Source organism: Neobacillus sp. SuZ13 (assembly GCF_030123365.1).
Classification (GTDB): domain Bacteria; phylum Bacillota; class Bacilli; order Bacillales; family Cytobacillaceae; genus Neobacillus.
Window position 1 is genome coordinate 1,758,827 of record NZ_CP126107.1, and the last position, 14,369, is coordinate 1,773,195.

A 14,369-nucleotide genomic window follows, 5' to 3' on the forward strand; every position below is an offset into this window, starting at 1 on the left:
ATGACATCAACAATAAATAATGTACGAACCATTGCAATGGACATGCTAGTTGCTATTGAGAAGAATCAAGCTTACAGCAATTTACTTCTAAATTCTACCATTGAAAAAAACGAGCTGCCTGCCAAAGATGTCGGTCTCTTAACAGAATTAGTCTATGGAACATTACAAAGAAGAATGGCGCTTGATTATTTTTTAGAGCCTTTTGTCAAAGAAAATAAAAAGTTAGCAAATTGGGTTCACCATTTGTTAAGGCTCACCCTATATCAAATGGTATACCTTGATCGAATACCTGACAGAGCTGCAATATACGAAGCAGTTGAAATTGCCAAAAAACGTGGTCATAAAGGAATCGGCAGTTTGGTAAATGGAGTTTTAAGGAGCATCCAAAGAGAAGGACTCCCGTCACTTTCGGAAATTGCCGATCCAAATAAGAGACTCGCGCTTGAAACTAGTCATCCGGAATGGCTTATTACTAGGTGGGTAGATCAATTTGGATATGATAAGACAAAAGAAATGTGTGAGGTTAACTTAACCGCACCATTGCAAACGGCACGAGTTAATCTAACAAAAATTTCAAGAGACGAATGTATTTCCATATTAGAGGAAGATGGTTTTCAAATCGAAAAAAGCCCGATCATCCCTGAGGCCATTCGTTCTTTAAAGGGAAATCTTGCTTCAACCATTTCCTTCAAATACGGAATGTTTACCATCCAAGATGAAAGTTCGATGCTTGCAGCCTATGCATTAGGTGCATCCCCGAACGAATATGTCCTTGATGCCTGCGCCGCACCAGGTGGTAAAAGTACCCATATTGCTGAAAAAATGGACAATACCGGTGAAGTGATCTCGGTAGATCTTCATCAGCATAAGGTAAGATTAATTAATGACAACGCCAAGCGGTTAGGTTTAGAAAATATAAAAACAAGTGTCTCTGATTCAAGACATTTACAGGAAAAGTTTAAGATTGAATCATTTGATCGAATTCTTCTCGACGCTCCGTGCTCCGGCCTCGGCGTAATGAGGAGAAAGCCAGATATGAAATATACCAAAACAGAGATGGATATAAAGCGGCTAAGTACAATTCAACAAGACTTATTAACGTCCGTAACTCCTTTACTGAAAAAGGGCGGCATTCTTGTTTATAGTACATGTACAGTTGATAAAGAAGAAAATGAATATACGGTTAAAACATTTCTAGAAAACAACCCTGAATTCGAAGGGGATGTAACATTTAAAAAACGAATGCCTGAAGCAATTCAGCCATTAATTACAGGTTTTGATTTACAAATATTTCCACAAGATATTGGGTCAGATGGTTTCTATATTGCAGTATTAAGAAAGAAGGTGTAACAGTTGGAACAATTAAATACAACTGAGACAAACACAACAGCGGAAGTTAAGAAAAAATCAATTTATTCATTACAATTACAAGAATTAAAGGATTGGCTTTCAGAAAATGGTGAAAAGCCATTTCGTGCCGAACAAATCTTTGAATGGCTTTATAAAAAAAGAGTTACAACTTTTGAGGATATGAGTAATGTCTCGAAGGGGCTTAGAGAAAAGTTAGAAAGTAATTTTGTGCTAACTACATTAAATACGGCAATTCAACAAACCTCATCTGATGGAACTATTAAGTTTCTTTTTGAACTTCATGATGGATATTCGATTGAGACTGTATTAATGCGTCATGATTATGGGAACTCCGTTTGTGTCACGACCCAGGTAGGCTGTCGAATTGGTTGTACCTTTTGCGCTTCTACATTGGGCGGATTAAAAAGGCATTTGGAAGCAGGCGAAATTGTTGCTCAAGTTGTGAAAGTCCAACAAACACTTGATGAAACTAATGAGCGTGTTAGTTCAGTGGTTATAATGGGTATTGGAGAGCCGTTCGATAATTATGATAATATGATGTCATTTTTAAAAATAATTAATCATGAAAAAGCGCTTAACATTGGGGCACGACATATTACCGTATCAACGAGTGGAATTGTCCCGAAGATTTATAAGTTTGCCGATGAAGACACACAAATTAATTTTGCGATTTCTCTGCACGCTCCAAATACAGAATTACGATCGAGGTTAATGCCTATTAACAAGGCATATAAACTTGATGACTTAATGACGGCAGTAAGGTATTATATCGATAAGACAGGGCGTCGAATCAGCTTTGAGTATGGTCTTTTTGGCGGAGTTAATGATTCAGTTGAGCATGCAGAAGAATTAGCTGAATTATTAAAAGGATTGAAGTGCCATGTGAATCTAATTCCTGTCAACTATGTTCCTGAAAGGGATTATGTACGGACGCCAAGAGATAAAATTTTTGCCTTCGAAAAAACATTGAAAAACCAAGGTATAAATGTAACGATTCGCCGAGAGCAAGGGTCAGATATAGCTGCAGCATGTGGGCAACTTCGTGCAAAGGAGCGGAAAGAGGAGACGAGGTGACAAGAGTGAAAGCTGTTTTTAAAACAGACCAAGGAAGAGTTCGTCAAAATAATGAAGATAGTGGTGGTACTTTTGTAAATCGGGACGGACACCGCCTTGCCATCGTTGCAGATGGTATGGGCGGTCACCTTGCCGGTGATGTTGCAAGTAATATGACGGTAACACATTTACAAGAAATGTGGGAGAAGTCTGAAGGGATTCAAACAGCTGATCAAGCTGAAGCATGGTTAAAAACGCATGTTCTTCAAGTGAATCAATTGCTTTTTAATCATTCCAGAAGCCATGTGGAGTGCGAAGGGATGGGCACAACGATTGAGGCTGTCATTGCATCAGAGAATTTTACAACCATTGCCCATGTCGGTGATAGTCGTTGTTATATTTTAAATGATGCGGGATTCAAGCAGCTTACGGAGGACCATACGCTTGTCAACGAATTAGTTCGGACCGGACAAATCTCGAAAGAGGATGCGGAGCATCACCCAAGGAAAAATTGGATTCTAAGAGCCCTAGGAACGGAACAAGATATTAAAATCGATTTTAAAACAATCATGTTTGAAGAAGGAGATTATCTTTTACTATGCTCTGATGGATTGTCCAATAAAGTAAATGAAAAAGAAATGATTCAAATTCTCCAAAATGAAGATTCTCTTGAACAAAAGGCATCTACATTAATTAAGATTGCCAATGAGAATGGTGGAGAAGACAATATTACCCTAATTATATTAGAATATGCTAACGATCATGAATTGGGTGATCATCAGTGATTATTGGGAAGAGAATAAGCGGCCGCTATAAAGTTCTTGAAATGATTGGCGGAGGCGGTATGGCTAATGTTTATTTAGCACATGATATGATTTTAGACAGGGAAGTTGCTGTTAAAATGCTCCGCCTTGATTTTGTGAATGATGAGGAATTTATTCGCCGTTTTCATAGAGAAGCACAGTCAGCTACCAGTCTTACCCATCCCAATATTGTTAGTATATACGATGTTGGTGAAGAGGATTCTCTTTACTATATCGTTATGGAATATGTGAATGGGCAAACATTAAAGCAATACATAAACCAACATGCATCACTTCGTGTCGAAAAAGCTTTAGATATTATGATGCAATTAACTTCAGCCATATCTCATGCCCATCAAAATCATATTATTCATCGTGATATTAAACCACATAACATACTTATTGATCGGAATGGCAATGTAAAAATCACTGATTTTGGAATTGCAATGGCATTGAGTGCAACAAGCATTACTCAAACTAATTCGGTTTTAGGCTCGGTACACTATTTGTCACCAGAACAAGCTAGAGGCGGTATGGCAAATAGGAAATCAGATATTTATTCTCTTGGGATTGTTATGTTTGAAATTTTAACAGGAAGGCTTCCATTCTCTGGGGAATCGGCTGTTTCGATTGCATTAAAGCATCTTCAATCAGAAACGCCGTCTGTAAGAAGGTGGAATTCAAACATCCCACAAAGTGTAGAGAATATTGTTTTGAAGGCAACTGCAAAAGATCCATTTCATCGTTATAACAGTGTAGATGAAATGGAAGAGGATATAAGAACAGCACTTGATCCAGAAAGAATGAATGAACCTAAGTTTATCATTCCAATCGATGATGAAGCAACAAAGGCAATACCCATTATTACCGATGACCGTCCTCATAAAAATCTTGATGAAACATTAGTTCATAGTGCGGATAAAACTGTCCAAACAAAAAAAGAGACACCTGGGAAAGAAAAAGAGACTAAGAAAAAGCGGAAAAAATGGCCGACTGTCTTAATTGTAACTTTCCTTACCCTTGCTATTCTAGGTCTATTAACTATAACCTTTTTACCTGGTTTATTGTCTGCTAAAGATATCAAAATCCCGGATGTAAGTGGGATGGAATTGGATGATGCGATTTCCAAACTTAAGTTAAATGGGTTAGAGGTAGAGAAACAAATCGAAATTTCAGATGATGTGGTTGATCAAGGTGAAGTCATTAAGACAGATCCAGAAATTGGCGCAACAGTCAAGGAAAACACAAAAGTTAACCTATATATAAGTACAGGCAAAGAAAAAATGGAACTATCGGATTATGTTAGAAGACAATACGATGATGTTTTTCTTTTATTAGAGAATCGAAATTTTAAAGATATTAAGAAGACAGAAGTATATGATGAAAGTGAACCAGGAACGATCCTTAGTCAAACACCTCCAGGTGGTGAAAAAGTTGTCCCTGAAGACACTGTATTAGTGTTTGAAGTTAGTAAGGGACCAGAAACAATCGAACTTAAGGACTTAACACAATACACCTTAAAAAGTGCAGAGGACTATGCCTCTTTAGTAGGACTCGAGATCAAGACTGAAGAAAAATATGATGAAAAAGTTCCTGCCGACATGGTGATTTCACAAAAACCAAAACCTGGAACGGTAATGACTAAGGGCGATACCATAACCGTTATTATTTCAAAAGGTAAAGAAGAAAAGCCGCCAAAAACGGTAGTGAAGGAAATAACCATTGATTACGAACCAACCGTTCCAGTTACGGGTGAACCTATTCCTAAACAGGAAGTTCTTATTTACATCGAGGATATGAATCACAGTATGACGGAACCGGCAGAAACCTTTTATATTACCGAAACAACCAAAAAACAAATTGAGTTAACAATCCCATACGGCGGAAAAGCTGGCTACAGAGTAATCCGGGACACCAAGGTAATAGCAGAGGATGTAATTAACTATTCTGAAACAGAATAATGATAGTTGAGGTTTTCTAATTGAAAGGCAAGGAGTGTGGCTATGCCGGAAGGAAAAATTGTTAAAGCACTTAGCGGATTTTATTATGTACTTGGAAACGATAAGTTAATCCAATGCCGTGGAAGAGGGGTATTTCGAAAAAATAAAATTACCCCTCTAGTAGGGGATGAGGTAGTTTTTCAAGCAGAAAATGACTTGGAAGGATATATCATGGAGGTAAAGTCTCGCAAGAATGAGTTAATACGTCCACCGATTGCAAATGTTGACCAGGCTATTCTAGTGTTTTCAGCTGTTGAACCTGAATTCAGTACTGTCCTATTAGATCGATTCCTAGTACTGGTTGAATTTAATCGAATTGAACCACTTATTTGTATTACCAAAATGGACCTTACCAACGATGATGAGCAAAAGATGATTAAGAAATACAGAGAGCAATACTCAGCAGCAGGATATAAAGTAATCCTTACTTCTTCCGAAACTGAAGCAGGAATTGAGCTGCTAAGTCCGCATGTCGATAATAAAATATCTGTTTTTGCCGGTCAATCTGGTGTTGGGAAGTCATCGTTACTGAATGTCCTTAGACCGGACCTTGAATTAAAAACAAATGATATTTCATCGCATCTAGGCAGAGGAAAGCACACAACCAGACATGTGGAATTAATTAAGATTGGCAATGGTCTAATAGCAGACACGCCAGGGTTTAGTTCATTGGAATTTACAAATATTGAAGCCGAAGATTTGACTTTTTGTTTTCCAGAAATTCAAACAGCAAGTGAAAATTGCAAATTCCGGGGCTGTTTGCATGTGAGTGAACCTAAATGTGGTGTGAAACAAGCCGTTGACTCAAATGAAATCCCAGGATATCGTTACGAACATTATTTGGACTTCCTACAGGAGATAAAAGATAGAAAGCCGAGGTACTAAACATGGTTAAAATAGCACCATCCATACTTTCAGCCGATTTTTCAAAATTAGGTGAAGAAATTTTAGCAGTGGAAAAAGGAGGAGCTGACTACATTCATATTGATGTTATGGATGGTCACTTTGTCCCTAATATTACAATTGGACCCCTGATTGTTGAATCGATTCGTCCAATCACCAAACTGCCACTAGATGTACACCTTATGATTGAAAACCCTGATCAATATATTGAGGCATTTGTTAAAGCTGGAGCTGATTATATTACTGTCCATGTTGAGGCATGTCGTCACTTACATCGCACGATTCAAAATATTAAATCCTTTGGTATTAAGGCAGGTGTAGTCTTAAACCCAGCAACACCTGTTGAATCGATTCAGCACATAATCGGTGAAATTGACATGGTCTTATTAATGTCAGTCAATCCAGGGTTCGGCGGGCAAAAATTCATACCTGAAGTTCTTCCAAAAATAAGAAAAGTAAAAGAAATGGCAGAACAAAAAGGTGTAGCCATGGAGATTGAGATTGACGGCGGTGTTAACCCAGAAACGGCAAAGCTTTGCATGGAAGCAGGTGCAAATGTTCTTGTGGCAGGCTCAGCTATTTATAATCAAGAAGATTATGCGGAGGCAATTTCGCTGATAAGAGGTTAATGGGGAAAGCCAGCTTACATGCTGGCTTTTTGCATACTGAAAAAAGGAGAATTTTTATGATTATCAATATTGTAGCAGGAGGCCCTGAAGAGCTTTTGCCAGATTTAACGGAATACATAGTAAATGATGCAATTTGGGTAGGAGTTGATCGCGGTGTATATCATTTATTAAAAAGAAACATTTCTCCCTCTATTGCTTTTGGTGATTTTGATTCTGTGTCAACAGATGAGTTAATATATATTGAAGACCGGGTTACAGAATTGAAAAAGTATAAACCGGAAAAGGATGAAACTGATATGGAGCTAGCCCTTAATTGGGCACTTAATCAGCATCCAAGCACCATTCGTTTATTTGGGGCAACTGGAGGCAGGCTGGATCATTTATTTGCGAATGTTCACTTATTGCTCACTCCGTTCCAAGAAAAAAATGAAGTGGATATTTGCATCATTGACCGTAATAATATTGTTTTTATTAGAGAAGCAGGCAGCTATAAGATTGAAAAAATGGATTCAAAAAAATATATTTCCTTTGTTCCTGTAACATTAAATATCCGCAATCTTACCCTAGAAGGCTTTAAATTTCCTTTGAAAAATCGTCATATTTCAATTGGTTCAACACTATGTATTAGTAATGAACTTATTGATGATTATGGTACTTTTTCATTTTCTGAAGGCATATTAATAGTGATAAGAAGTCATGATTAATATGTTTTAGTAACTAACTCAGAATGGTGCCTACAATGTTTTTGGTACTGATTTCGTTCGTTTGAATAAAATGGTAGGGCGTTCGAAAAATGTTGAGTTGAAATAAGCTGGGGAGATTTGTGAGGAGGGACAGTATGAAATTTTATACGATTAAACTGCCGAAATTTTTAGGCGGACTTGTCCGTGCGATGATTGGAGCGTTTAAAAAGAACGAATAGCATAAGTATGTATGTTGATATCGTTTTACAATGGCACCCGTTTAATTTGGGTGCTTTTTATTTTGTTAATTGGGGAATACTATACGAATAGTTTCCTGAAGAGAAAATTGTACTATTTTATACAAAAAGAAAAGACACCCTTATCGGATGTCCATTCTAAACGGTTTATTAAACGCGTTCTACTTTACCGGATTTCAACGCTCTTGCAGAAACCCAAACACGCTTAGGCTTTCCATCAACAAGAATACGTACTTTTTGTAGGTTAGCACCCCATGTACGCTTGTTTGCGTTCATAGCGTGAGAACGTGCGTTACCAGTTGTTGTTTTCTTTCCAGTTACAACACATTGACGTGGCATAATGATTTCCCTCCTTAACTACCAAAAGCTTTATACAGCAATCTTTAAGATCCTCATCTGGAAAAAGAAAATTGTTTGAACAAATTTTCTAGACTTGAGATACCTTAATAATTTATCATACAACTTATTTGATTGCAATAGTTACCTTTCAAGAAAAAAGCCTTGACATCACTTTATATAAAATGCTCAGATAGTAAACAGACAGGAATAACTTTTAATATTGCAGTGATTATAGTAAAATGACTATAGTCAAGGAGCAATTTTTTCAGGAGGGGGAACGATTCATGTCCATTGAATTAAAAACAAAGTTCGGACAAATTGATATTTCTAACGAAGTAATCGCGACCATTGCCGGAGGAGCGGCGATCGAATGTTATGGAATCGTCGGTATGGCCTCAAAGAATCAAATTAAAGATGGAATTACGGAAATACTACGTAAAGAAAATTTCACTCGGGGCGTGATTGTCCGCCAAGAGAACGAGGCATTACATATTGATATGTATATTATTGTTAGCTATGGAACGAAAATTTCCGAAATTGCCCACAACGTGCAATCAAAGGTTAAATATACCCTCGATAAGACTGTTGGACTTGCCGTTGACTCGGTCAATATTTACGTTCAGGGAGTTCGAGTGACGAACCCGTAAGTTTGTGCTACGAACTCTCGTAGAGGAGGAAAGTTTGTGTCAATAACAGCTTTAGATGGAAAACGTTTTGCCGAGATGGTGATTCAAGGTGCCAATCATTTGTCAGCAAATGCGAAAATGGTTGATGCTTTAAACGTTTTTCCCGTACCCGATGGTGATACTGGAACTAACATGAATTTATCAATGACATCCGGGGCAAAGGAAGTAAAAAATAATGTTCAAGATCATATTGGAAAAGTAGGAGTAGCCCTTTCCAAAGGATTGCTAATGGGAGCGCGCGGCAATTCAGGAGTAATCCTTTCACAGTTATTCCGTGGTTTTTCAAAGGCGGTTGAATCGAAAGCGAAAATCTCAGGGACTGATTTTGCCGAAGCTCTTGAAGCTGGAGTAGAGACAGCCTATAAAGCAGTAATGAAGCCCGTTGAAGGAACCATTTTAACTGTCGCCAAGGATTCTGCTAAAAGGGCCGTCCAAGCTGCCCAGCATTCAAATGACGTCATTGTGATTATGGAAGAAGTTTTAAAAGAAGCAAAAGCTTCATTGAAACGCACTCCTGACCTGCTTCCTGTTTTAAAGGAAGTTGGCGTAGTTGACAGTGGCGGTCAAGGTCTTGTATTTGTGTACGAAGGATTTCTTGCGGTCCTAAAAGGTGAAAAGCTTCCTGATACTCCTACAGCGGCTCTTTCGATGGATGAGTTGGTCAATACTGAACACCATAAGAGTGTCCAAGGACATATAAACACAGCAGACATTGAATTTGGGTATTGTACTGAATTTATGGTGAGATTTGAACAAGAAAAGACTGCAAAACATCCTTTCGATGAAGGTACTTTTAGAAACGACCTAAGCAAATTAGGCGATTCTTTATTGGTCATAGCGGATGAAGATGTGGTGAAAGTTCATATTCATTCCGAACAACCTGGAGAAGTACTTAGCTACGGGCAAAAGTATGGAAATTTAATTAATATGAAAATAGAAAACATGCGTCAACAACATACCAATATTGTTGGCGAACAACAAAGTGCAACAGTTGCAGACCGTCATAAATCAGCAAAAGAACAGCAAGAATACGGAATCGTTGCTGTTTCAATGGGCTCCGGGATTGCAGATTTATTCAGAAGTATTGGTGCACATGCAGTGATTGAGGGCGGACAAACGATGAATCCAAGTACGGAGGATATCGTTCAGGCAGTGAAAGAAGTGAATGCTAAAAAAGTATTTATCTTACCGAATAATAAAAACATCATTATGGCAGCTCAGCAGGCCGCCGATGTTTCTGAAGAGGACATATATGTGATCCCTTCCAAAACGGTTCCGCAAGGACTATCAGCTTTGTTAGCATTCAATCCAACTACTGATCTTCAGACGAATGAAAAATCTATGAATGAGGCACTAAAACATGTGAAAACTGGTCAAATCACCTTTGCTGTTCGGGATACTCAGATTGATGGTTTAGAAATCGAAAAAGATGATTTTATGGGTATTGCTGAAGGAAAAATCGTTGTTAAAAACAAAGACAAAGGCAAAGTTGCCGAGGACCTGCTTTCACAAATGCTGGATGAGAATTCAGAAATATTAACCATCATTTATGGGGAAGACATTAACGAAGATGATGTAAACCAGCTATCAAAATATGTTGAAGAAAATTATGGAGATGTTGAAGTGGAAATCCATAATGGTCATCAGCCGTTATATTCATATATCTTTTCAATTGAATAATGAAAAGCTAAAATAGAAGGGAGCATCCCTTCTTTTTTTGTGCAAAAAAAAGCAAGTGGAAAAATACAAAAATAATAACAGGTTTAACGATGCCATCTACACTAAGGGAAACTGGGCAGGGAGGGTTGGCGGCAGTACCGACAGATCGTAAACTGGAAGCTAAGATCTTCGGTATACCGCAAAGTAATAGTGAATCCACATCTTAATCAATCAATAACCGTCATAAAGGGAATTGGTGAAGAAACTGCTGAAATTTTGTCAGAAATGAAAATCTTTACGATAAAAGATTTATTAGAGTATTTTCCTTATCGTTATGAAGATTACCGCCTCCGTGAAATAACAGAGGTGCAGCATGATGAGAAAGTAACAGTGGAAGGGAAGGTTCACAGTGAGCCTTCTCTTAGCTATTTTGGCAGGAAGAAATCAAAACTTATGTTCCGGCTTTATGTTGGAGCTCATTTGATTAAAGTAGTCTTTTTTAACCAACCTTATTTAAAAAATAAAATTATCATCAATGAAACCATTACGATCACAGGAAAATGGGATGCCCATCGGCAAACGATTACCGCAAATGAGATGCAGATGGGAACAAATGCAAAAACAAAAGATTTTGAGCCTGTTTATTCGTTAAGAGGAAAATTAACGACAAAGGGAATACGGAAATTTATCAGCATTGCTTTTCAACAGTATGGACATTTTATTGAAGAAACGCTGCCAATTGCTTTTTTAAAAAAATATCGATTACTTGATAGGCAGGCAGCATTCAAAGCTATGCATTTTCCAGATAGCCAAGAAGAGGTTAAACAGGCTAGAAGGCGTATTGTTTATGAAGAGTTTCTTTTGTTTCAATTAAAAATGCAGGCATTAAGAAAATTTGAACGCGAGCATTCACCTGGAGTTTGCCAAAACTATAATGTAACAAAAGTAAAGGAATTTATTAATAGCCTTCCTTTTCCATTAACAAATGCACAAGCACGTGTGGTAGATGAAGTGTTAACAGAACTAAAATCACCACTACGCATGAATCGATTGCTGCAGGGAGATGTTGGTTCGGGAAAAACAGTGGTTGCGGCAATTGGCTTATATGCCAGTGTTACGGCAGGTTTTCAAGGTGCGCTTATGGTACCAACAGAAATTCTGGCAGAGCAGCATGCAGAAAGTTTAAAAAGAATGTTAGAACCTTTTAATGTCAGGTGTGAACTTTTGACGAGTTCGATAAAGGGAAAACGAAGAAAGGAAGTCCTCCAACACCTAGCAGATGGGAACGTTGATATATTAATTGGTACACACGCACTAATTCAGGATGAGGTCACCTTCAAGAGACTCGGTTTTGTCATCACGGATGAACAACATCGCTTTGGCGTGGAACAACGAAGAGTACTGAGAGAAAAAGGTGAGAATCCAGACGTATTGTTTATGACGGCTACGCCAATCCCTCGAACACTCGCGATTACGGTATTTGGTGAAATGGATGTTTCAATCATTGATGAGATGCCAGCTGGAAGAAAAACGATAGAAACCTATTGGGCCAAACCAGAAATGCTTGAACGGGTACTGGCTTTTGTTGAAAAAGAATTACAAAAAGGCCACCAAGCCTATGTTATTTGTCCGCTCATTGAAGAATCAGAAAAGCTCGATGTTCAAAATGCCATTGACGTGTACAATACATTAAGTCATTATTTTCAAAACCGATTTAAAGCAGGTCTTATGCATGGCCGCTTAAGCTCAGAAGAAAAGGACTCGGTAATGAAGGCATTTAGTGCGAACGAAGTACAGGTCCTAGTTTCAACGACCGTTGTTGAGGTGGGGGTAAATGTACCGAACGCGACCATGATGGTTATTTATGATGCTGAAAGATTTGGTCTTTCACAGCTTCACCAGCTGCGCGGCAGAGTTGGACGCGGTAGTGATCAATCCTACTGCATTTTACTGGCAAGTCCAAAATCAGAAGTGGGCCAAGAACGAATGCGGATCATGACCGAAACGAACGATGGCTTCGTGTTAAGTGAAAAAGACTTAGAACTTAGAGGGCCAGGCGACTTTTTTGGCAGAAAACAAAGCGGGGTTCCTGAATTTAAAGTGGCAGATATGGTTCATGATTATCGAGCCCTAGAAACTGCAAGAAATGATGCAGTGATGTTGATTCAGTCTAAAGCATTTTGGACAGCCCCAGAATATCAATACCTAAGAAATATCCTCGATGAATCAGGTGTTTTAGAAGGGGAAAAACTAGATTAAATCAAACTTTTTTCCTCTTAAGGGGGTTCTTTGATGGAAAAAGCAGAGAGGCAGGATAAAAACTATTTCTTGCAATCTGCTTTTTCAAATTTTATACTACTATTAGTACCTAGTCATAAGATCGCGGACGGTGTAAACATACATGAGAAAAAGTAAAAAAGAGCGACAACAATTGTTGACCACGACAATTAAAGATAATCCTTTTATTACGGATGAAGATTTAGCTGAAAAGTTTCAAGTAAGTGTACAAACCATACGTCTTGACCGTTTAGAATTATCGATTCCTGAACTTCGTGAACGGATTAAGACTGTAGCTGAGAAACGATTTGATGATGAAGTCCGCTCATTACCGCTAGAAGAAGTGATTGGTGAAATTATTCATATAGAATTGGATCAGAATGCCATTTCGATTTTTGATGTAAAAAAAGAGCATGTCTTTATTCGAAATAACATAGCACGTGGCCATCATGTATTTGCTCAGGCTAATTCTTTAGCTGTAGCTGTAATAAATGATGAACTGGCGCTAACAGCCAAAGCGAATATTCAATTTAAACGTTTGGTAAAACTGAATGAGCGGGTTATTGCCAAGGCAAAGGTTACAAAAATTGATCGGAATCAAGGTAGAACCAGTGTTGAAGTAACAAGTTTTGTAAATAATGAAATTGTTTTTACCGGAGAATTTGAAATGTACCGTTCGAAAAATCGGTAGAGGATGAGGAAAATGAAATTAGCAATCGATGCCATGGGCGGCGACAATGCTCCAAAAGAAATCGTATTAGGGGCACTTAAAGCTGTACAAGCATTTTCAGATATACATATTACCCTTGTCGGGGATGAAAATAAAATAAAAGAAACCTTAACAAATCACGAAAGGATCTCTGTCATCCATACAACGGAAGTAATCCTCGGAACAGATGAGCCTGTTAAAGCGGTTCGCCGCAAAAAGAATGCTTCAATGGTGCTAGCTGCTGGGCAAGTCGCAGATGGATTGGCAGATGCATGTATCTCAGCAGGAAATACAGGTGCGTTAGTAGCAGCTGGACTTTTTGTTGTAGGAAGAATTTCTGGGATACACCGCCCAGCCTTAGCACCTACACTGCCGACCATAGGCGGCGAGGGTTTCTTGTTATTAGATGTCGGAGCTAATGCGGATGCCAAGCCAGAGCATCTCCTCCAATATGGACTAATGGGCTCGATTTATTGTGAGAAAGTAAGAGGCATTTCCAAGCCAAGAGTCGGTCTTTTAAATATTGGGACAGAGGAAAAGAAAGGGAATGAACTAACCAAGCAAGCTTTCGAAATGTTGAAAAATGCCGATATTAATTTTGTGGGAAATGTTGAAGCACGGGATTTATTAGATGGTGTGGCGGATGTGGTTGTGACCGATGGGTTTACGGGAAACATGGTCCTAAAGACGATTGAAGGAACGGCACTATCCATGTTTAAAATGTTAAAAACTGCATTGATGAGCAGCTTTACAAGTAAATTAGCAGCAGCTGTGCTAAAACCGAATCTTAAAACATTAAAAAATACAATGGATTATTCTGAATATGGCGGGGCAGCTTTGTTTGGGTTGAACGCTCCTGTGATTAAGGCACATGGGTCATCAAATGGTCAGGCAATATTTAGTGCAATCAGGCAAACAAGAGAAATGGTAAGTAACGATGTTGTCGGTTTAATTAAGATGTCATCTGAAGATGCAGAACGAGAAAAAGTAGAACGGTAAA

Annotated in this window: 14 protein-coding genes and 1 pseudogene; 14 read left to right on the forward strand and 1 reads right to left on the reverse strand. The window is 38.3% G+C overall.

What is annotated here, in order from left to right; translation table 11 throughout:
* From rsmB to spoVM, 8 genes are all read left to right on the forward strand, one after another.
* A complete protein-coding gene (gene rsmB, locus QNH17_RS08555) occupies positions 1-1,350 on the forward strand; it encodes a 16S rRNA (cytosine(967)-C(5))-methyltransferase RsmB (protein WP_283878284.1) in 1,350 nt (449 codons plus the stop codon).
* Positions 1,351-1,353: 3 nt separating this feature from the next.
* Positions 1,354-2,445: a dual-specificity RNA methyltransferase RlmN gene (gene rlmN, locus QNH17_RS08560; protein ID WP_283878285.1), complete on the forward strand. Its 1,092-nt coding sequence runs from the start codon at positions 1,354-1,356 to the stop codon at positions 2,443-2,445.
* Between the two features lie 5 nt (positions 2,446-2,450).
* The gene (locus tag QNH17_RS08565) at positions 2,451-3,209 is read left to right on the forward strand and encodes a Stp1/IreP family PP2C-type Ser/Thr phosphatase (RefSeq protein ID WP_283879463.1); all 759 of its coding nucleotides are present in this window, start codon (positions 2,451-2,453) and stop codon (positions 3,207-3,209) included.
* Entirely contained in the window at positions 3,206-5,188 is a 1,983-nt protein-coding gene (gene pknB / locus QNH17_RS08570; protein ID WP_283878286.1) for a Stk1 family PASTA domain-containing Ser/Thr kinase, read from the forward strand. Before QNH17_RS08565 ends, pknB begins: the two co-directional genes overlap by 4 nt.
* Positions 5,189-5,230: 42 nt before the next feature.
* Positions 5,231-6,112, forward strand: a complete 882-nt coding sequence (gene rsgA, locus QNH17_RS08575) for a ribosome small subunit-dependent GTPase A (protein ID WP_283878287.1) — start codon at positions 5,231-5,233, stop codon at positions 6,110-6,112.
* Between the two features lie 2 nt (positions 6,113-6,114).
* A complete protein-coding gene (gene rpe / locus QNH17_RS08580; protein WP_283878288.1) occupies positions 6,115-6,759 on the forward strand; it encodes a ribulose-phosphate 3-epimerase in 645 nt (214 codons plus the stop codon).
* Positions 6,760-6,815: 56 nt separating this feature from the next.
* Positions 6,816-7,463, forward strand: coding sequence for a thiamine diphosphokinase (locus tag QNH17_RS08585; RefSeq protein ID WP_283878289.1), 648 nt, complete (start codon positions 6,816-6,818; stop codon positions 7,461-7,463).
* 134 nt (positions 7,464-7,597) lie between these two features.
* Positions 7,598-7,681, forward strand: coding sequence for a stage V sporulation protein SpoVM (spoVM, locus tag QNH17_RS08590; protein WP_035445740.1), 84 nt, complete (start codon positions 7,598-7,600; stop codon positions 7,679-7,681).
* A gap of 168 nt (positions 7,682-7,849) precedes the next feature.
* On the opposite strand, the gene rpmB is transcribed toward spoVM, so the two are convergent.
* Positions 7,850-8,038, reverse strand: coding sequence for a 50S ribosomal protein L28 (rpmB, locus tag QNH17_RS08595; RefSeq protein ID WP_026566424.1), 189 nt, complete (start codon positions 8,036-8,038; stop codon positions 7,850-7,852).
* Positions 8,039-8,322: 284 nt separating this feature from the next.
* On the opposite strand from rpmB, the gene QNH17_RS08600 reads away from it, so the two are divergent.
* The 6 genes and pseudogenes from QNH17_RS08600 (at position 8,323) to plsX (ending at position 14,368) form a co-directional block, all read left to right on the forward strand.
* A complete protein-coding gene (locus QNH17_RS08600) occupies positions 8,323-8,685 on the forward strand; it encodes an Asp23/Gls24 family envelope stress response protein (protein WP_026566425.1) in 363 nt (120 codons plus the stop codon).
* A 36-nt stretch (positions 8,686-8,721) separates the two neighbouring features.
* Positions 8,722-10,404, forward strand: coding sequence for a DAK2 domain-containing protein (locus QNH17_RS08605; RefSeq protein ID WP_283878290.1), 1,683 nt, complete (start codon positions 8,722-8,724; stop codon positions 10,402-10,404).
* 80 nt (positions 10,405-10,484) lie between these two features.
* Positions 10,485-10,610 (forward strand): annotated as a pseudogene (locus tag QNH17_RS08610) (L-serine ammonia-lyase, iron-sulfur-dependent, subunit alpha); the annotation flags it as partial.
* On the forward strand, positions 10,594-12,642 hold the full coding sequence (recG, locus tag QNH17_RS08615; RefSeq protein WP_283878291.1) for an ATP-dependent DNA helicase RecG: 2,049 nt from the start codon (positions 10,594-10,596) through the stop codon (positions 12,640-12,642). The pseudogene QNH17_RS08610 and the gene recG, both read left to right, overlap by 17 nt.
* Positions 12,643-12,784: 142 nt before the next feature.
* Positions 12,785-13,351, forward strand: a complete 567-nt coding sequence (gene fapR, locus QNH17_RS08620; protein ID WP_283878292.1) for a transcription factor FapR — start codon at positions 12,785-12,787, stop codon at positions 13,349-13,351.
* A gap of 12 nt (positions 13,352-13,363) precedes the next feature.
* Entirely contained in the window at positions 13,364-14,368 is a 1,005-nt protein-coding gene (gene plsX / locus QNH17_RS08625) for a phosphate acyltransferase PlsX (protein ID WP_283878293.1), read from the forward strand.
* The last annotated feature ends 1 nt before the right edge of the window (position 14,369 follow it).